The organism is Pseudomonas sp. P5_B3, from assembly GCF_056400405.1.
The window spans coordinates 1-17454 of sequence record NZ_JBFULI010000055.1; the positions used below are offsets into that span (position 1 = coordinate 1).

Below are 17454 nucleotides of genomic sequence, written 5' to 3' on the forward strand. Positions count from 1 at the left end.
GTTTTGTGTACACCCATACCCCTGTGGGAGCGAGCTTGCTCGCGATGGCGGTGGATCAGTCGACACCTGTACCGACTGACACTCCGCATTCGCGAGCAGGCTCGCTCCTACAGGGATTTCGCATAAATAGCCCCGTGTTACTGATCGGACTTGATGCTGGTCCAGACCCGCGTGCGCACCCGCTCGAGCTTTTGCGGCAATGGCTGCACGACGTACAGCGTCTTCAGCGCCTCGCTGGTCGGTGTCAGGTTCGGGTTGCCGGTGATGTCCTTGTCGATCAGCGCCAGCGAGTCCTTGTTGGCATTCGGGTAACCGAGGAAGTCGCTGATCGGCGCGATGACTTTCGGGTCCAGCAGGTTGTTGAGGAATTCGTGGGCCTCGGCGACGTTCTTCGCGCTTTTCGGGATGGCGAAGGTGTCGAACCAGATCGGCGCGCCTTCCTTCGGCAGGCGCCAGTCGACGACCACGCCGTTGCCCGCCTCCTTGGCGCGATTGCCGAATTGATAGAAGCTGCCGGAGTAACCGATGGCCACGCAGATATCGCCATTGGCGATGTCGGTCATGTACTTGGCGGAGTTGAAGTAGGTGACGTAAGGGCGGACTTTGAGCATCAGCGCCTTGGCTTTTTCGTAGTCATCGGGGTTCTGGCTATTCGGGTCCAGCCCCAGGTAATGCAGGGCCAGCGGCAGGATCTCCGACGGCGAGTCGAGCATGGCGACGCCACAGGCCTTGAGCTTCTCCATGTTCTCGGGCTTGAACACCAGGTCCCAGCTGTCCACCGGCGCATTCTCGCCCAGCGCCGCTTTGACCTTGGCCGGGTTGAAGCCGATCAGCACGGTGCCGTACATGTAGGGCACGCCGTACTGGTTGCCGGGGTCGTTCTTGTCCAGCAGCTTGAGCAGTGCCGGGTCCTGGTGCGACCAGTTCGGCAGTTTGGACTTGTCGAGTTTCTGGAACACGCCCGCCTTGATCTGGGTTTCGATGAACTGGTTCGATGGCACCACCAGATCGTAGCCCGAGTTGCCGGTGAGCAGCTTGGCTTCCAGGGACTCGTTGGTGTCGAAGGTGTCCCAGGTCACCTTGATCCCGGTGTCCTTGGCGAAGTCCTTGGGCACGGACGGCAGGATGTAGTCCGCCCAGTTGTACACCCGCAATTCGTGCTGTTCGGCGTGCACCGCGCCGGCCAGCAGCGACAGTCCGCAAACGCTGGCGCCCAGTATGCGTTTCATTGAGTCCATGGATCATTTCCCCAAGTGTGGCGTGAGTTCGATGGTTTTTATGTTCTGTACACGGCAGCAATCTTGAAAATAGCCAAGGGTAAGGAAGTGAAGCTTCTGGTTGTGATTTGACCTTGGGTTGCCGACTCGGCAACCCGCGTCTGATTCTTGCTGACGTCGGCGCCGGTTGACAGCGTGAGGCAGGCCAAAAGGAGATCGAAGCGGCCAAAATACGTGTCCGCTTTGATCGGTGCAGTGGGGCAATCAATCCTCGGTTAGTCCGAACTGACGATGCCTGCGTAGCCTGTCTGCTGCTTATTACGCATTACACCAATAACAAGATCACGAGGCTTCGATGAATGGCCTGTGAAACGCTTAATACATTCCGAGAGGCTATTATCAAACGCGATGAAAGTAGTTTTCGTGGAGGGATAAGGCTTGTCGCGCTGGGGTATGGACGATCACTGTTTTTGTAATTCGGTGCGGCGGATTTTCATCATACTGACATCATCGGCAGTGTTCGGTGTCTGCCTGTGTCCCGACAGGAGCAATGACCCATGAACGATCAAATCGAACTGTACGGCGCGAACACCGGCAACAGCCTGCGGGCCGCGATTGCCCTGGAAGAATCCGGCATCGCCTACACGGCACGCAGGCTCGACCTGTATGCGCAGGAACACCGTGGCCCGGCCTTCCTGGCGCTGAACCCGGCCGGGAAAGTCCCGACCCTGATCGATCACGGTACGACACCGGCGCTGGTGATCAACCAGTCAAACGCCATCATTCAGTACGCCGACTCCAAGGCACCGGGACGGCTGGCACCAGCGCAGCCCGGACCTGAGCGTATCCGGGTGATTGACCGCTATTTCTTTTTCGTGACCGATGTCATCGCCCCCAGCCAGGCCGCGTTTTTTCTGCACCAGGCAGGGCAGGACAAGGCGGCGGCGATCATCGATCTGCGGGTGATCGAGCAACTGACTTACGCGGAAAGTTTTTTGACTGCCGGGTTCATGGCCGGAGCGCAGTTCTCCATGGCCGACATTTCGGCGTTCACCATCGCCACAGCGTTCCGTGATCGACTGGAATGGAAAGAGCTTGCGCAACTTTCGCGCTGGTTCGATACCGTCGAAGCCAGGCCGGCGGTACAACGCGGCCTGAATGCGTTCAAACATTCCTGAGTGGTCGATGTGCTGACGCTTATGTAGGAGCGAGCCTGCTCGCGAAGGACTCAAGTGCGCCGCGTTTAACCGGTAAGCACGCGTTATCGTTGACGTCCATCGCGAGCAGGCTCGCTCCTACAAACTGCAGCATTCCATTAGTTCAATCGGTGTAGCCGAACTTCACCGAACGGCTTTCCTGCGCCTGGCTTCGCGTAGCGAGGCAGTAATACAACGGACACGTCACCACCAGTCCCACCAGCCACGACAGGTCCGCGCCCTCGACCAGGTTGGCGTATGGCCCGACGTACAGCGAAGTATTGGCGAACGGTAGCTGCACGATGATGCCGATGAAGTAAGCGATGATCGCGTGCAGGTTGAAGCGACCGTAGATGCCGCCGTCAGCGCGGAAGATCGATGCGATGTCATAGCGACGACGCTTGATCAGGTAAAAGTCGATCAGGTTGATCGAGGCCCACGGCACCAAGACCAGCAACAGGGCAAGAATCAGGCCGATGAACTGCGAAATGAAGTTCGCCGAAGCGCCCAACGCCACCACGCAGCAACCCGCCAGTACGATGCCCGACAACACCACGCGCACCTTGATGCTCGGCGTCCACTGGCTGGCGAAGGTCTGGATCGAAGTGATGATCGACAGCACCGCGCCATACAGATTCAAGGCGTTGTGGCTGATGATGTTGAGCAGGAACAACACCATCAGGATCGGCCCCAGCCAACCGGTGGACTGCTTGACCGCCGCCATCGCCTCGGTGCCTTCCGGGGTTGCCAGTACCGCCACGGCGCCGAAGGTGAACGACAGGATCGTGCCCAGGGTCGCCCCCAGGTAGGTGGCAAAGAACGGCCGGGTGATGCCGATGTCCGCCGGCAGGTAGCGCGAGTAGTCCGACACGTACGGCGAGAAGCTGATTTGCCAGATGATGCCCAGCGACACCGTGGCCAGCCAGCCGGACAGGTTGAAGCCGCCGCGAGTGAAGAAGTCCGCCGGCAAGTCATGGGCGAAGATGTAGAGGAAACCGGCGAGCAAGGCACTGCCCATCACCCAGGTGCCGATGCGGTTGAGGGTATGGATGAAGCGGTAGCCAATCACCCCGATCGCCGTGGCACTGAGGGCACCGATGAGAATGCTGGCCGGCACCGGAACCGACGGCGCAATGCCGACAATCGATTTACCTGCCAGCACGATGTTGGAAATGAAGAAACCGATGTAGATCAGCGCCGCGAAGAACACGATCAGCAGCGCGCCATAGCGGCCGAACTGACCACGGCTCTGCACCATCTGCGGAATGCCCATGCACGGCCCCTGGGCGGACGCGAGGGCAATCACCACACCGCCGACCATGTGCCCGAGGGCAATCGCCAGCAAGCCCCAGAACAGGTTGAGGTGGAACACCTGGACCACCATCGCGCCGGTGACGATGGGCAGTGGCGCGATGTTGGTGCTGAACCACAGGGTGAAAAGATCGCGGGCCTTCCCGTGGCGCTCTGCGAGTGGAACGTAGTCGACCGTGTGATTCTCGATCAACGGATCTTGCCGGGACATCTGGGACATGTGCATGAACTCGAGTTTGTCTGTTCTTATCTTTGTATGAAGCCAAACCGGGGGGACTCTCTGGCCGCCCCTCAGATGCGAACCATATTATGGTATTCCAAACTTTAAACAAGACTGATCCGGTCTTTGAACAAGCATCTGAGCCGGCATCCTGCCCGATTCACGTCAGCACTTGCTAGCTGAAAACCCCGTAATCATTGGGTTTCCGACGAACACCTTACGTTTATCGGTTCACCTAAAAAGACCTTGCAATCGATGTATTACGGTATACCATCAGACCTACAAACACATAAAAAACGCGTCACACCACCCGAGGACCGTCCAATGATCGATGCCGCCATCTATAAACAAGTCATGGGTTCGTTCCCGTCCGGAGTGACCGTGATCACCACCCTGGATGACGACGGGCAAATCGTCGGCCTGACCGCCAGCGCCTTCAGCTCGCTGTCGATGGACCCGGCCCTGGTGTTGTTCTGCCCCAACTACAGCTCCGATTCCTACCCGGTGTTGATCAAGAACAAGCGCTTCGCCATCCACGTGCTTTCCGGCGGCCAGCAAAACGAAGCCTATGCTTTCGCACGCAAAGGCAAGGACAAGGCCCAGGGGATCGAGTGGACGCTCAGCGAGTTGGGCAACCCGATTCTGGCCAACGCCACGGCGGTCATCGAATGTGAGCTGTGGCGCGAATATGAAGGCGGTGACCACGCCATCATGGTCGGCGCGGTGAAAAACCTGATCGTGCCCCGGCAGAGCAGCGGGCCGCTGGTGTATTGCCACGGCAAGATGGGTGCCCTGCCCGTTCTGGCCTGATCTCCGGTATTGCGCTCCCACAGGTTGCTCACTGACCAGAGAGAAATGTTTTGCAGACATTTCGTATTATGGTATACCAATAATCAACAGGCCCGCGATCGACAGGCCAACAACAAAAGATTCGAGGTAAGCGTCATGAAGTTTTCCCTGTTCGTACACATGGAACGTTGGGACGAAAGCGTCAGCCACCGCCAGTTGTTCGAAGACCTGACCGAACTGACCCTGATGGCCGAAGCCGGTGGTTTCAGCACCGTGTGGATCGGCGAACACCACTCCATGGAGTACACCATCTCGCCAAGCCCGATGCCGTTGCTGGCTTATCTGGCGGGCAAGACCACCACCATTCACCTGGGCGCCGGCACCATCATCGCGCCGTTCTGGCATCCGCTGCGGGTGGCCGGTGAATGCGCGTTGCTCGACGTGATCAGCAACGGGCGCATGGAAGTGGGTCTGGCCCGTGGTGCCTACCAGATCGAGTTCGACCGCATGGCCGGCGGCATGCCAGCGTCCTCCGGCGGCCAGGCGCTGCGGGAAATGGTTCCGGTGGTGCGGGCACTGTGGAGCGGCGACTACGCCCATGACGGCGACATCTGGAAATTCCCGACCTCCACCAGCGTGCCCAAGCCGATTCAGCAGCCGAACCCACCGATGTGGATCGCCGCCCGCGATCCGGACTCGCACAACTTCGCCGTGGCCAACGGCTGTAACGTCATGGTCACGCCGCTGATGAAAGGCGACGAAGAAGTCCTCGACCTGAAGAACAAATTCCAGGCTGCCCTGGACAACAATCCTGGCGTGCCGCGCCCGCAATTGATGGTGCTGCGTCACACCCACGTGCACACCGCTGACGATCCAGAAGGCTGGCAAGTCGGGGCCAAGGCGATCTCCAAGTTCTACCGCACCTTCGATGCCTGGTTCGGCAACAAGACCACCCCGGTCAACGGCTTCCTCGCGCCGAGCCCGGAGGAGAAATTCGCCGGTCGCCCGGAATTCGAACTGGAAAGCCTGCACAGGACCGCCATGATCGGCACCCCGGAAGAAATCATTCCGCGCATCAAGTACTACCAGGAACTGGGGGTCGACGAATTCAGCTTCTGGTGCGATAACAGCCTGCCCCACGCGGAGAAGAAAAAATCCCTGGAGCTGTTCATCAAGCACGTGGTGCCAGCGTTCCGCTGATTGTGCCGCTCTGCTCCCCGGACGCGAAGCCGGGGCGCAGCACACCTCAACGGTGGGAGCCTGCTCGCGATAGCGGAGTGTCAGTCAACATCAATGCTGGATGTGCCGGCCTCATCGTCGGAACGCCGCCCGGACCAAGCTCGCTCCCACAATGTTCGAGGGTGTACACAGGCTTCGTATCCGGCACAGATCAACTGTGGGAGCGAGCTTGCTCGCGATTGCGGTGGGTCAGTCAACATCAATGCTGGATGTGCCGGCCTCAACGCAAGCTCGCTCCTACAAAGGTCGATTCCAATGATGACTGGTCGTCTCCCATCACTCGCCCTTCCCTCCAGCGCCGCGCGGGCTTACCTGCGCGGCGGATGGACCGCTTCGCACCTGCATTTCAAGCGCCTGCGCGCCAGCGTTTCGGCCAAGCAGAACGGCTTCTGGCAAATAGTTCACTGAGCCCACCCGAACAGCCAATCACGCACCCCGCGTCTCGCCATTGCATGGCGCGTACGGTGCATCGTGTTTCGCCTTGATCAGGTTTGCCCAATGAACAATAACAACGTGCTGTTGATCATCGACATGCAGCAGGAGGACGGCTTCGTCCTGGAAAACTTCGACAGGGTGGTCGCCCATACCGCCGCCCTGCTCGATACCGCCCGCCATCAGCGGATGCCTGTCATCTATACCCGCCACATCAATCAAGCCGACGGCAGTGACCTGCCCCACGGCGAACCCCTGGCCGCCGACGGTGGCCCCGGCAGTTACCGCGCCGGCACCCGGCAAGTGGAAATCATCGGGTCGCTGACGCCACAGCCCGGTGAATTGATCATCGACAAGGGCCGTTACAGTGCCTTTCACCGCACCGACCTCGATGCCCGACTCAAGGCAATGGAGGTCGACACGCTGATCGTCTGCGGCGTGCTGACCGACGTCTGCGTGCTGACCAGCGTGTTCGATGCCTTCGCCCTGGGTTATCGCGTGCGCCTGGTCAGCGATGCCTGCACCACGACCACCGGGGCCGGGCATTACTCGGCCCTGCTGATCCTGGCCAACTGGGTCTACGCGCTGGAAATCCTCACCACGACCCAGTGCCAGCGCGCCCTGGAACACCGCGATTACATCAGCCTGGTCCCCGAGCAGCCGGACCTGTTTGCCCACCAGCCCCATGAACTGCAAAGCACCATCGCCCGTCTGCAATCCCGTCTCGTCCGGACTCAGGAGTGATCGTCATGCAAGTCGAAAAAAGAAGCATCGATTTCATCCCCGAGACCGAACGCCACGGCAAGCCGGGTTCGCTGTTCTATATCTGGTTCGGCGCCAACATGAACATCACCACCATCGCCTCCGGCGTGTTGCCGGTGGTGATGGGGCTCAACCTGTTCTGGAGTGCGCTGGCGATCATCATCGGCTCGTTGCTGGGGGCGATTTTCATGGCCTCCCATTCGGCCCAGGGACCGAAGCTGGGCATTCCGCAAATGATCCAGAGCCGGGCGCAATTCGGCGTGCTAGGGGCGGTGTTACCGCTGCTGTTCGTGATGCTGATCTACCTGGGCTTCTTCGTCAGCAACACCTTGCTCGCGGCCCAGGCGCTGGAGTCCGTCAGCCCGCTGCCGATGTCCGGCAATATCTACCTGATCGGCGCGTTGTGCTTCGTCGTCGCGCTCTATGGCTATCGGTTGATTCACCGCTTGCAGAAGCTACTGTCGATTCTGTCGCTGGTGGTGTTCGTCGCCGCCACGGTGCTCGCCTTGCAGTTGCCGATCCCGGCCGAACAATGGCTGCCAACCGGCTTCTCGTTGTCGAAGTTCCTGGTGGCGGTGAGCATTGCCGTGACCTGGCAACTGTCCTATGCGCCTTACGTCGCCGACTACTCGCGCTACCTGCCAAGCAACACGTCGACCGCCCAGGTGTTCTGGTACAGCTACGCCGGCACGGTCAGCGGTGGCGCGTGGATGATGATTCTCGGGGCGATCCTGAGCGTCGGCATCGGTGACTTCTCCAGCAATGTCGGCGGGCATGTCGCCGGTCTGTTCGGCACTGGCGCGGTGCTGTTGTTCGCCTTCATCGTCTACGGCCAGGTGTCGATCAACGTGTTCAACCTGTACGGCGCGTTCATGTCGACCATCACCGTGATCGAGCCTTTTGCCCGGCTCAAGGTGACGCCGCGGGTACGCGGTGTGTTCATGCTGCTGATCAGCCTGGTGGCCACGGCCCTGTGCACCATCAGTCAGGACGACTTCATCAACTTCTTCCTCAACTTCATCTTCTTCATGAGCTACTTCCTGATTCCGTGGACGGCGATCAATCTGGTGGACTACTACTGCCTGCGCAAAGGCCAGTACCGGATTGACGACATCTTCGACCTGAACGGGATCTACGGACGGGTCAACCGGATTGCCTGCGGCAGTTTCCTGCTGGCGATTGCCCTGGAAATTCCGTTCATGAACACCACGTTGTACGTCGGCCCGGTGGCCACGGTGCTGGACGGGGTGGACCTGGCGTGGATCGTCGGGTTGCTGGTGCCGGCGTTGAGTTATTACTGGCTGATGAAGCTCGGCAAGCGTGCGCCGATGATGGAGTCAGCGGCGGACTGAATTTCAGGCAAAAAAAATCCCAGGCAGCTGATGGACRCCTGGGATTTAAAAATGCATAAACCGTGGTGGTGAACGCGGCGCGGATATTACGGAATATTTCGGCCTGTAACAAGATATTTTTATTCACTATCCAGTTACTAATCCTTCTAACCCCTTCAATATCCACATGTTTTCTAAGGGCGACTACAGGAACCAGCGATACTCCCGCGCGCTGATGTCATGCAGAAATGCCAGATGATCCTGACGCTTGTTTTCGCAGTAGACGTCCACAAACTCCGCCCCCAAGCCTTCGCGCAGCGATGCATGACTTTGCATGGCCTGCACCGCTTCGAGCATTTCCAACGGAAAATCGATGCCACTGCTGCGGTCTTCGTTGAGCGGTGCAATCGGCTCGCGCTCCCCTTCCAGGCCTTGCTCCAACCCCACCAGAATCGCCGCCAACGCCAGATAGGGGTTGGCGTCGGCGCCGGCCAGGCGATGTTCGATGCGCAGGTTCTTGATGTCCGACTCCGGAATACGCAAGCAGGCATCGCGATCCTCGAAACCCCAACTGGCGCGGGACGCGACGTTCACCGTGGCGCTCAAGCGGCGCATGGCGTTGTGGTTCGGGGCAAAGATCGGCATGCAGTGCGGCAACACATCCAGGCAACCTGCCACCGCATGGCGCAGCGCCCGCTGGCCGTTCGCCGCCAGCAGGTTATTACCGGCCTGGTCATACAGGCTGACATGCACGTGCATGCCGCTGCCGGGGTGCTGCAAGTAAGGTTTGGCCATGAAGCTGGCGCGCAAGTTGTGCTTGAGCGCCACGCCCCGGGTGCTGCGGCAGAACAGGGCCGCCCAGTCGGCGGCGCGCAGGCCGTCATCGCAATGGCCGAAGTTGATTTCGAACTGGCCCGGGCCGAGCTCGGCGGTGATCACCGTGGCATCGACGCCCTGGGATCGCGCGGTCTCGACCATTTCATCGAGCACCGGGGCGAAGCGCGACAAGCGTTCGATGTGCATGTTCGGCTGATCGTCGGCATCGCCGGTCAGTTCGTCACGGGGAAATTGCGGCAAGCCGTCCTTCAAGTGACTGTCGAACAGGTAAAACTCCAGCTCGAAGGCCACCACCGGGAAAATGCCTTTACGGTGCAGCCGGTCCAGCACTCGCGCCAGCACTTCACGGGGTTCGAATTCGATGGGTTTGTCCGTGCCGTCGGAGGTGATCAACATCTGGCCCAGAGGCTGCTTTTCCCAGGTCACCAGCTTCAAGGTGCCGGGCACCAAACGGCGCAGCGCGTCCGGGTCACCATCGTTGAAGCAGTAATCGCCGATCTTGAACAGCCCGCCCTGGGTGCCGAGCAACACGCAGTTCTGCGGCAGCTTCAGTGCACTGCCGGCAGCGACTTTTTCCAGCATCTCGATCGGGTAGCGCTTGCCGTAGAAATGCCCCGGAATGTCCAGGGAGATCAGATCGACATAACGCACTTCGGGGTTGCAGTGGCGGAAGTTGCGAACCTCGGCCAGCAGTTCAGAGCACACAGCATCCATCGATTTATTCCTTGTTGTTATCAGGTGTAAACCCAAAGCACACGGGTCAGTTGATCGGACCGGTTGCCGTAGCGGCAGTGCGCATGGCTGGCCAGTTGAAAGCTGTCGCCGGGATGCAGGGTCACCGGTTCGTTGTCGTCGAGCCACAGGGTCAGTTCCCCTTCCAGGACGTAACCGCCCTGCTCCGAGCTGTCCTTCATGTGCCGGTCGCCGCTGCTGGCACCGGGCTCCAGTTGGCTTTCGAGCATCGAAAAGGACGCGCGCATTTTTGGTGAAACGAGGATGTCGGTGATGCCGTCGGCGTAGTACAGCGTGCGGCGCTCGTCCGGGCGGGTGACCCAGGGCAAGGCCATGGGTTTGGGCAGGCTGTAGAAATAGGTGGTCGGCACGCCGAGGGTTTCGCTGATGGCGGTCAAGTCCGCCACCGTCGGGCGCGACAGGCCGCGCTCGACCTGGGACAGAAAACCCACGGAGCGACCGATTTTGTCCGCCAGTTCCTTCAGGGTGTACTTTTTGTGTTTGCGCAGGTCCTGGATCAGGATCGCCAGCGCCGAGATTTCTTCTTGCATGTCCATCTTGAGGCTTCCAGAAAGTGTCGCTTCAAATGCTGTCGCGCAGTCGATACCAGGCCTTGCCGATGGCTTCCAGCGGCGCGGCCAGGTATTTGCCGCCGGGAAAACTGCCGTTGTTCAGGCCCTGGTACAGGGACAACTCGTCGGGCTGACCGAGGATCGCGTCGGACACCGCCCGCGCCGCGGCCAGTGTCGGCAACACGCCATGCCCGGAATACCCCTGCATCCAGTAAAGATCGCCGCGCCGTCCGATATCCGGTGTGCGCTTGAGGGTCAGGTCGATGTGTCCGCCCCAGGCAAACTCCAGTTCGACGCCCATGAGTTGTGGGAACACCCGCTCCAGGAACGGCCGGGTCGCCGCGGCGATGTCCTTGGGCATCCCACCCAGGTAGGTGCAACCACCTCCGAACAGCAGGCGGTTGTCCGGGGTACGGCGGAAATAATCGAGCACGAACTGGTTGTCGGTAACACACACGTTGCTCGGCAGCAGCGCGGTGGCTTGCTCCTTCGTCAGCGGCGCAGTCGCGACCTGATACGTCCCGACCGGCAACACGCAACTCGCCAGTTGCGGGTCGAGTCGGTCGAGGTAAGCGTTGCACGCCAGCACCAGCACGTCGGCGCGAATACGACCGCGCTCGGTGGTCACCACAATCCCGTCGCCCTCCTCGCCATAGCTCAGCGCCTTGCTTTGCTCGTGGATGCGGCCACCGGCGCGCTCGATCGCATCGGCAAGGCCGAGGGCCAGTTTCAGCGGATTCAAATGCCCGCCCTCGGGATCGAACAGGCCGGCCTGATAACGCTCGCTGGCAACCCACTGGGGCAATTCACTGCGCTCGATAAATTGCAGTTTGTCGTGGCCCCACTTGTGGCTGGCCTCGTGTTGCCATTCGGTCAGCAGGCCTACCCGACGGGGCATTACCGAGGTCCACAGATGACCGGCGCGGTAGTCGCAATCGAACTCATGGCGGCCAGGCAAGTCACGCAGTTCCCGCGCAGCCCAGCGCATGCCGTCCCACAAGCGCCGCGCCCGTTCGTAACCCAGCGCCGCTTCCAGCGGTGGCATGTCGCACGACCAACCGAGAATCGCCTGCCCGCCATTGCGCCCCGAAGCGGCCCAGGCCACCCGGCTGGCTTCGAGCAGGGTCACGCGCTTGCCGGCCAGCGCCAGGCGCAAAGCCGTGTGCAACCCACTGAAACCAGCCCCGATGATCAGCACTTCGGTGTCTTGCTCACCTTCCAGTGCGGCTCGATCGACCAGACGATCGGCGCAGGTATGGGCGTAGTAACTGGCGACATGCCGGGTGGATTGCTGAAACATACGGCCTCGTGAAATTTTCTATTTTTAATTTCATGAAAAAATACACGGTAAATTTCACACAGGCAATCAACACGTAAAAAATCCCGCTCAGGCGAACCCGAACGGGATTTTTTTATTCAGGCGCGATGTTCGAATCAATCAGGCCACAGGAATCATCGGATCCGCCGAAGCCAATGCAGCGACACGATCAGCTGCTGGCGGATAGATCCACTGGGTGTTGATCTGAGTCTTCAATGCCTTGGCTTCATGCTTGACCAACTTGACCTGACGGTCCCAACCCTCGGTGTACACTGCGCCCCAGGCGCCCAGATCGAGGCAGGTCACGTACTTTGGCTGGCTGTAGGGCGTCGGGTCGACACCGAGAAGCTGCGCGGCGACGTTGTTGCCGGCATGGCGGCCCAGCGAAATAGCGTGCTGACAGGTCATCAAGGCGTAGTTGCCGATCTCGTCGCTGGCTGCATAAGCGACGTCGCCGGTGGCGAAGATATCGTCCTGGCCAATGACTTTCAGGTGCGCGTCGACATGCAGGCGGCCCAGGTGATCGCGCTCGGCCGGAATCTGCTCGGTCAGGGAGCTGGCGCGAACGCCGGTGGTCCAGACCACGGTGTTGGCGTCGATGCGAGCACCGTCGGACAGGGTCACGCCGTTGGCATCGACCGACACAACCGAGGCTTTCAAGTGCCATTGCACGCCGGTTGCCAGGCTGGCCTCGACGATCGATTCGGCGATTTCCTCACCCATCGAACCGCCAACTTTGTCACCGCGGTCAACGATGATCACATTGATGTCGGCACGGTCGCCGAGGATGGCCCGCAGGCGGCTCGGCATTTCAGTCGCCGTTTCGATCCCGGTGAAACCGCCACCGGCCACCACCACCGTGTTGCGCGCCTTGCTGTCGGGCTGATTGGCCAGCGCCTTGAGGTGGTTTTCCAGACGCACGGCCTGTTCGATCTGATCGACGTCGAAGGCATGTTCGGCCACGCCCGGCGTGTTCGGCGAAGCCAGGCGGCTGCCGGTGGCCAGAACGAGTTTGTCGTAGCTGCAGACTTGTCGGGCACCTGTGGCATCGACATAGCCGACCTGTTTTTGCCCGACGTCGATGGTCTGCGCCGCGCCCTTGATGAACTTGACCCCTACGGCATCGAACAGGTCGCCAATCGGCGCGGCCAGTTGGTGGGCGTTCGGCTCGTAGAAGCGCGGACGCACACGCAGCTCGGCCTGGGGAGCCAGCACGGTCACTTCAACGTCGTTGTGGCCGTGAATGTCGAACAGGCGGGTGGCACTCAAAGCGGTCCACATGCCACCGAAACCTGCGCCGATTACCAGAATGTGCTGCTTCATTTTTGACTCCTGGGGGGAATGACCATGTGTTGAAAATCGTTGAGGGGTTCAAGGATCGCCGTCGGGTTGTACCCGGATAAGCGCCTGCCGCTGCGACCCAACAACTACGACTGTATTGATCCTAGTTAAAACCTGCAACAGGTTTTTACCGAGGATCACCATCGAAAAACCTGATCCCTGAGCTGAACCCCATGTATTCAGCGCATCAGAAGATGCGTTAGCTGTCATGAAAAAAGATTGAACGAGGAGGGATTCGTTGCCTGACTTGCTTTCGGCTGCTAAAATTTGCGACTAATTCAGTCGGAGATCTGCATGTCTCTTTACAGCGCGGGTGTCGAATACGGCATCCACTGCCTGCTTTTTCTGGTGGGTAATGGCGGCGACTCGCGCGAGGCGAGCGTGCGCGACCTTGCCGATCTGCAAGGTGTCCCCCAGGACTATCTGGCGAAAATCTTCACCAAACTGGCCAAGGCCAGACTGGTGGTCGCCACCGAAGGCGTGCGCGGTGGCTTCAAGCTGGCCCGCCCCGCTGACGAAATCACCTTGCTGGATATCGTCAACGCCATCGACGGTCGCAAATCGATTTTCGATTGCCGGGAGATCCGTGGCCGTTGCGCAGTGTTTGACGGCGCACCGCCTGAATGGGCATTGGACGGAATGTGTGCGATCCATGGTGCGATGATGGTTGCGCAAAAACGCATGGAAGAGGCCCTCGCCCAACAAACCATCCTGGACATTGCCAGGAAATTCGGGCGCAAAGCCCCGCCGGAATTCGGCGTAAAAGTGGAAAGCTGGATGAACGAACGTCGGGAACGCAAAAGTGGCGCTCAGGCCAGCGAGCAGATCATCCCGACAACCAATCTTTCAGACTGATTCACACACAAAAAAAAAACCGGATGCACACCAGGCATCCGGTTTTTTCTCGATTCGGCGAAAAGCAGTCGGCGACCGATTCTCACTCTCCCGCGTTTACAAGCAGTCGTGCACGATTTTGCGCAGATCGCCGGATTTGGCCCAAGGTGGCCCCTGATACAGCGAAATCCGGCTGCCGTCCTTGTACTTCACGATATCCAGCACTTCGTCGGCCGTGATCACACTGGGCGCGGTGATACGGAATCCGTTGGATATCGAAACCTGGGTGGTATTCGCTACTTCCTTTTGCCAGGCCGGTAAAACGCACGCCGCATACTCTTTTGGCGTCTTCGCGCTGTGCTTGCTGACATTCGGCTCGCCCGGTACCAGTGACGCTGGCAACGAACATCCGGCCAGCAACGCCAGCACGACTCCCCCCATCAACATCCGCATGTGGATTCCTTAAATTCGAAAAGAGAAAATGTAGCTCGCCGTCGTCCGTACATCCATCCTCAACGATTCAGCGACCGTCATTGATATCGGCTCCCCCGGTTAGTTCCTTGAGTTCAGATACGCCAACCATCTTTCTTGAGCAGGACAGCGTATTTTCTCGTTCACTTTTAATTCCCGACCAAAGGAAACCCCGCCGATTCAGACAAACACAACATCCAGCCCGGCAAACAGGTCTAAAATTTCGGTGTGCAGAGTTCAGGAGGTCATCATGTGGCTTAACGAATCGGAACAGGAACTTCGGCGTGATCTGCAAGGGCTGGCGTCAGATTTGCGCTGGTCGGCAGTGGAACTGTTGCGCATCGAGGAGCAATTGCGCCTGCTCGGGAGCGAAGCCGACGCGCAAGCCGTGCAAAGACTGTGTTCTTTATTTCAGGGTGATGAAGAAAAACTGTCCGGCTATGCCGAGGAAGTGAAAGCCAAGGTCATTAGCCGCAACAAGGCTCAATAGCGGGAGCGCTGCCATGAACAGGCCTCTATTCACGCTGGTTGTCGCACTGACCGCGTTGGCAGGCTGCAGCACCAACTCGATCTACCAGGACCAGCCGCTGGTCGCAAAAGTCGACACCGGCATGACACAGGAGCAAGTCCGGCAAATCGGCGGCCAGCCCCTGGCGGTCACCGGTCGTACCGTCGAACCCGGTACGTGCTTCGACTACAAACTGACTCAGTCCGGTCATCAACAAGCGTTCAATGTCAGCTTTGACGGCCGGGGCATGGTCGACCACAAAAGCTTTATGACGTGCGCGGAATGGAGCCACATGCAGCAAAAGGCTCGAGAACCCTCCCGCCCCAGCGGAGGCGGTGGTTACTAGCGCCGTTGCATCATGAAGAAGCCCCGGAGAACCGGGGCTTCGGGCTGGATTCACTTTGCTTGATGGCTGCGCGCAGGCCTGCCGGCACGAGCCCTGTAGCCGGGCAGCGACGCGGCAAACGCCAGCGCTTCTTCCCGACTGTCAAATGAACCCAGTCGGTCTCCCTGGGTACATACCCGCCAGGGCCCGTTGCTCACTCTGAGTACGTCATAGCCGTTCATGTGCATTTTGTTCAGCATCGGAACGCTCATAGTCACCTCCTCCTGGACAGTGAAATCAGGTTGACTTGCTTACCTTACACCCGCCCTTCTCCAAAATACCGACCAGACATCGCCATGGAAATTCCCGAATCCGGTTGCACTTGGACCCTAACCCTTGGCCAACGCCGTCGCTGCCCTGTCGATCAATGCCGCCACTTCGGCGGGCATCGACGCCAGGGACGCATGGCTGGCAGTCAAGGTCAGAATCTCCCGGGCGTTCAGCCGCTCAGCCATCCATTGCTGGTTTTGTGGAGCGATCATCCGGTCCCCGGTCGAAATCTGATACCACGATGGTTTTTTCTTCCAGGCCACCGTGCCAATGGTGTCACCGAAGGTACTGGCCAGCGGCGCTTTCTGGGTGAGGCCCATGACCAATCCTTCGGTCGCCGGCAGGTCCTGACAAAAGCTTTCGTGATAGAGCTCTGGCTTGACCCACAGATAACCGTCGCTGTCGGGAGCCAGGTTGGCCGCCGCCGCTGGCAGATGCCGTTGCGTAATGCCACCGGGGCTTTCACCGGCGTCCGGCGCGAACGCGGCGATATACACCAGGCCAACCACATTCGGTAAATCACCCGCTTCAGTGATCACTGCACCGCCATAGGAATGCCCCACCAGCAGCACCGGCCCCGGCACCTGGGCGACCATCTTGCGCGTACGCTCGGCATCATCCGCCAGCGAAGTCAGCGGTAACTCGACGGCACGAATGTTCGTGTCACCCCGGCCGAGCAATTTGACGATGACCTTGTTCCAGTGGGCAGCGCCGCCCCAAAAACCATGGACCAGCACGATCGTGGGTTTGTCACTCATCACCATGACTCCGTTGTTTGCGGATGGGGTTGTCTGTCGCTCGCCTCAGCCCTGATCGCCGCCGCCCACGGGCATGACCATGCCGGTGATATAGGACGCTTCGTCGCTGGCCAGAAACAGAATAGCCCCCGCCTGCTCATCCAGGGTGCCGTAGCGTTTCATCAAACTGCTGTCGAGGGTCTGGTCGACGATCTGCTGGTACCAGAGCTTTTCCTGCTCACTCTGCTCGGCACCGTTGCGGGGTATGCGTCGCGGCGGTGCTTCGGTGCCGCCAGGTGCAGTGGCGTTGACCCGCACGCCACGACCGGCGGTTTCGAATGCCAGACAAGCGGTCAACGCATTGACCCCACCCTTTGCCGCACCGTAGGGCACGCGATTGAGGCTGCGGGTGGCGATGGAGGATACGTTGACGATCGCCCCGCTGCCCTGCTCCAGCATGAACGGCAGCGCCGCATGGCAACACCACAAGGTCGGGAACAGCGAACGGCGAACCTCGGCCTCGATCTGCGACACTTCATAGTGCTCGAACGGCTTGGCCCAGATCGTCCCGCCGACGTTATTGACCAACACGTCGAGGCGATCGAAGCGCTCGACGGCGGTTTGCATCACCCGGCTGCATTCCTCGTATTGCTCCAGGTCGGCGGTCAGGGCCAGTACCTGGGTGGTTGGCGCCAACTGCTGCTGGACTTCGAACACCAGGTCGGAGCGATCCACCAGGATCAGCTTCGCCCCTTCGGCGGCCATGCGCTCGGCCACCCGCCGCCCGATGCCTTGGGCAGCGCCGGTGATCAGTGCGACTTTGTCTTGAAATCTGTTCATGTGTACCTCATGACGAAAATTGGCATCCCGGACGACACAGATCCAGTGTGGGAGCGAGCTTGCTCGCGATGAGGCCGGAACATTCAGCATTGATGTTGCCTGGCAGGACGCC

Annotated in this window: 19 protein-coding genes; 9 read left to right on the forward strand and 10 right to left on the reverse strand. The window is 59.8% G+C overall.

The window, feature by feature from the left end; translation table 11 throughout:
* Window positions 1–137: 137 nt before the first annotated feature.
* Entirely contained in the window at window positions 138–1238 is a 1101-nt protein-coding gene (locus tag AC1DRN_RS24715) for a polyamine ABC transporter substrate-binding protein (RefSeq protein ID WP_223463136.1), read from the reverse strand.
* A gap of 536 nt (window positions 1239–1774) precedes the next feature.
* On the opposite strand from AC1DRN_RS24715, the gene AC1DRN_RS24720 reads away from it, so the two are divergent.
* On the forward strand, window positions 1775–2395 hold the full coding sequence (locus AC1DRN_RS24720; protein ID WP_223463137.1) for a glutathione S-transferase family protein: 621 nt from the start codon (window positions 1775–1777) through the stop codon (window positions 2393–2395).
* 142 nt (window positions 2396–2537) lie between these two features.
* On the opposite strand, the gene AC1DRN_RS24725 is transcribed toward AC1DRN_RS24720, so the two are convergent.
* Entirely contained in the window at window positions 2538–3944 is a 1407-nt protein-coding gene (locus tag AC1DRN_RS24725) for a purine-cytosine permease family protein (RefSeq protein WP_223463138.1), read from the reverse strand.
* A gap of 324 nt (window positions 3945–4268) precedes the next feature.
* On the opposite strand from AC1DRN_RS24725, the gene AC1DRN_RS24730 reads away from it, so the two are divergent.
* The 5 genes from AC1DRN_RS24730 to AC1DRN_RS24750 all read left to right on the forward strand — a co-directional run bounded on the left by AC1DRN_RS24730 (window position 4269) and on the right by AC1DRN_RS24750 (window position 8518).
* Window positions 4269–4754 (forward strand): flavin reductase family protein, encoded by a 486-nt coding sequence (locus AC1DRN_RS24730; protein ID WP_008000480.1) that lies wholly within the window; start codon window positions 4269–4271, stop codon window positions 4752–4754.
* Between the two features lie 135 nt (window positions 4755–4889).
* A complete protein-coding gene (locus AC1DRN_RS24735; protein WP_223463139.1) occupies window positions 4890–5933 on the forward strand; it encodes an LLM class flavin-dependent oxidoreductase in 1044 nt (347 codons plus the stop codon).
* Between the two features lie 297 nt (window positions 5934–6230).
* Entirely contained in the window at window positions 6231–6380 is a 150-nt protein-coding gene (locus AC1DRN_RS24740; RefSeq protein WP_223463169.1) for a hypothetical protein, read from the forward strand.
* Window positions 6381–6470: 90 nt separating this feature from the next.
* A complete protein-coding gene (locus AC1DRN_RS24745; RefSeq protein WP_223463140.1) occupies window positions 6471–7148 on the forward strand; it encodes a cysteine hydrolase family protein in 678 nt (225 codons plus the stop codon).
* Window positions 7149–7153: 5 nt separating this feature from the next.
* The gene (locus AC1DRN_RS24750; RefSeq protein WP_223463141.1) at window positions 7154–8518 is read left to right on the forward strand and encodes a purine-cytosine permease family protein; all 1365 of its coding nucleotides are present in this window, start codon (window positions 7154–7156) and stop codon (window positions 8516–8518) included.
* 183 nt (window positions 8519–8701) lie between these two features.
* On the opposite strand, the gene AC1DRN_RS24755 is transcribed toward AC1DRN_RS24750, so the two are convergent.
* The 4 genes from AC1DRN_RS24755 to AC1DRN_RS24770 all read right to left on the reverse strand — a co-directional run bounded on the left by AC1DRN_RS24755 (window position 8702) and on the right by AC1DRN_RS24770 (window position 13279).
* Window positions 8702–10048: a glutamine synthetase family protein gene (locus AC1DRN_RS24755; protein ID WP_223463142.1), complete on the reverse strand. Its 1347-nt coding sequence runs from the start codon at window positions 10046–10048 to the stop codon at window positions 8702–8704.
* 20 nt (window positions 10049–10068) lie between these two features.
* Window positions 10069–10623 carry a helix-turn-helix domain-containing protein gene (locus AC1DRN_RS24760; protein ID WP_223463143.1) on the reverse strand — a complete coding sequence of 185 codons (555 nt, stop codon included), beginning with the start codon at window positions 10621–10623 and terminating at the stop codon, window positions 10069–10071.
* Between the two features lie 25 nt (window positions 10624–10648).
* On the reverse strand, window positions 10649–11938 hold the full coding sequence (locus AC1DRN_RS24765) for an NAD(P)/FAD-dependent oxidoreductase (protein WP_223463144.1): 1290 nt from the start codon (window positions 11936–11938) through the stop codon (window positions 10649–10651).
* Window positions 11939–12076: 138 nt separating this feature from the next.
* Window positions 12077–13279, reverse strand: a complete 1203-nt coding sequence (locus tag AC1DRN_RS24770; protein WP_223463145.1) for an NAD(P)/FAD-dependent oxidoreductase — start codon at window positions 13277–13279, stop codon at window positions 12077–12079.
* Window positions 13280–13591: 312 nt separating this feature from the next.
* Here AC1DRN_RS24770 and AC1DRN_RS24775 point away from each other — a divergent pair, with 312 nt between their 5' ends.
* A complete protein-coding gene (locus AC1DRN_RS24775; protein WP_223463146.1) occupies window positions 13592–14152 on the forward strand; it encodes an RrF2 family transcriptional regulator in 561 nt (186 codons plus the stop codon).
* Between the two features lie 96 nt (window positions 14153–14248).
* Here AC1DRN_RS24775 and AC1DRN_RS24780 read toward each other — a convergent pair whose 3' ends face one another.
* Entirely contained in the window at window positions 14249–14584 is a 336-nt protein-coding gene (locus tag AC1DRN_RS24780) for a hypothetical protein (protein ID WP_223463147.1), read from the reverse strand.
* A gap of 268 nt (window positions 14585–14852) precedes the next feature.
* On the opposite strand from AC1DRN_RS24780, the gene AC1DRN_RS24785 reads away from it, so the two are divergent.
* Entirely contained in the window at window positions 14853–15092 is a 240-nt protein-coding gene (locus AC1DRN_RS24785) for a hypothetical protein (protein ID WP_108218034.1), read from the forward strand.
* Between the two features lie 13 nt (window positions 15093–15105).
* The gene (gene osmE / locus AC1DRN_RS24790) at window positions 15106–15456 is read left to right on the forward strand and encodes an osmotically-inducible lipoprotein OsmE (RefSeq protein WP_223463148.1); all 351 of its coding nucleotides are present in this window, start codon (window positions 15106–15108) and stop codon (window positions 15454–15456) included.
* 50 nt (window positions 15457–15506) lie between these two features.
* Here osmE and AC1DRN_RS24795 read toward each other — a convergent pair whose 3' ends face one another.
* The 3 genes from AC1DRN_RS24795 to AC1DRN_RS24805 all read right to left on the reverse strand — a co-directional run bounded on the left by AC1DRN_RS24795 (window position 15507) and on the right by AC1DRN_RS24805 (window position 17342).
* The gene (locus AC1DRN_RS24795) at window positions 15507–15707 is read right to left on the reverse strand and encodes a DUF2188 domain-containing protein (RefSeq protein WP_223463149.1); all 201 of its coding nucleotides are present in this window, start codon (window positions 15705–15707) and stop codon (window positions 15507–15509) included.
* 117 nt (window positions 15708–15824) lie between these two features.
* On the reverse strand, window positions 15825–16523 hold the full coding sequence (locus AC1DRN_RS24800) for an alpha/beta hydrolase (RefSeq protein WP_223463150.1): 699 nt from the start codon (window positions 16521–16523) through the stop codon (window positions 15825–15827).
* 45 nt (window positions 16524–16568) lie between these two features.
* A complete protein-coding gene (locus AC1DRN_RS24805; protein WP_223463151.1) occupies window positions 16569–17342 on the reverse strand; it encodes a 1,6-dihydroxycyclohexa-2,4-diene-1-carboxylate dehydrogenase in 774 nt (257 codons plus the stop codon).
* Window positions 17343–17454 lie beyond the last annotated feature (112 nt).

Excerpts from the sequence above, each read along its gene's own strand:
- AC1DRN_RS24715 (WP_223463136.1), bottom strand. The coding sequence starts at position 1,238 with ATGGACTCAATGAAACGCATACTGGGCGCCAGCGTTTGCGGACTGTCG.
- AC1DRN_RS24720 (WP_223463137.1), top strand. The coding sequence starts at position 1,775 with ATGAACGATCAAATCGAACTGTACGGCGCGAACACCGGCAACAGCCTG.
- AC1DRN_RS24725 (WP_223463138.1), bottom strand. The coding sequence starts at position 3,944 with ATGTCCCAGATGTCCCGGCAAGATCCGTTGATCGAGAATCACACGGTC.
- AC1DRN_RS24730 (WP_008000480.1), top strand. The coding sequence starts at position 4,269 with ATGATCGATGCCGCCATCTATAAACAAGTCATGGGTTCGTTCCCGTCC.
- AC1DRN_RS24735 (WP_223463139.1), top strand. The coding sequence starts at position 4,890 with ATGAAGTTTTCCCTGTTCGTACACATGGAACGTTGGGACGAAAGCGTC.
- AC1DRN_RS24740 (WP_223463169.1), top strand. The coding sequence starts at position 6,231 with ATGACTGGTCGTCTCCCATCACTCGCCCTTCCCTCCAGCGCCGCGCGG.
- AC1DRN_RS24745 (WP_223463140.1), top strand. The coding sequence starts at position 6,471 with ATGAACAATAACAACGTGCTGTTGATCATCGACATGCAGCAGGAGGAC.
- AC1DRN_RS24750 (WP_223463141.1), top strand. The coding sequence starts at position 7,154 with ATGCAAGTCGAAAAAAGAAGCATCGATTTCATCCCCGAGACCGAACGC.
- AC1DRN_RS24755 (WP_223463142.1), bottom strand. The coding sequence starts at position 10,048 with ATGGATGCTGTGTGCTCTGAACTGCTGGCCGAGGTTCGCAACTTCCGC.
- AC1DRN_RS24760 (WP_223463143.1), bottom strand. The coding sequence starts at position 10,623 with ATGGACATGCAAGAAGAAATCTCGGCGCTGGCGATCCTGATCCAGGAC.
- AC1DRN_RS24765 (WP_223463144.1), bottom strand. The coding sequence starts at position 11,938 with ATGTTTCAGCAATCCACCCGGCATGTCGCCAGTTACTACGCCCATACC.
- AC1DRN_RS24770 (WP_223463145.1), bottom strand. The coding sequence starts at position 13,279 with ATGAAGCAGCACATTCTGGTAATCGGCGCAGGTTTCGGTGGCATGTGG.
- AC1DRN_RS24775 (WP_223463146.1), top strand. The coding sequence starts at position 13,592 with ATGTCTCTTTACAGCGCGGGTGTCGAATACGGCATCCACTGCCTGCTT.
- AC1DRN_RS24780 (WP_223463147.1), bottom strand. The coding sequence starts at position 14,584 with ATGCGGATGTTGATGGGGGGAGTCGTGCTGGCGTTGCTGGCCGGATGT.
- AC1DRN_RS24785 (WP_108218034.1), top strand. The coding sequence starts at position 14,853 with ATGTGGCTTAACGAATCGGAACAGGAACTTCGGCGTGATCTGCAAGGG.
- osmE (WP_223463148.1), top strand. The coding sequence starts at position 15,106 with ATGAACAGGCCTCTATTCACGCTGGTTGTCGCACTGACCGCGTTGGCA.
- AC1DRN_RS24795 (WP_223463149.1), bottom strand. The coding sequence starts at position 15,707 with ATGAGCGTTCCGATGCTGAACAAAATGCACATGAACGGCTATGACGTA.
- AC1DRN_RS24800 (WP_223463150.1), bottom strand. The coding sequence starts at position 16,523 with ATGAGTGACAAACCCACGATCGTGCTGGTCCATGGTTTTTGGGGCGGC.
- AC1DRN_RS24805 (WP_223463151.1), bottom strand. The coding sequence starts at position 17,342 with ATGAACAGATTTCAAGACAAAGTCGCACTGATCACCGGCGCTGCCCAA.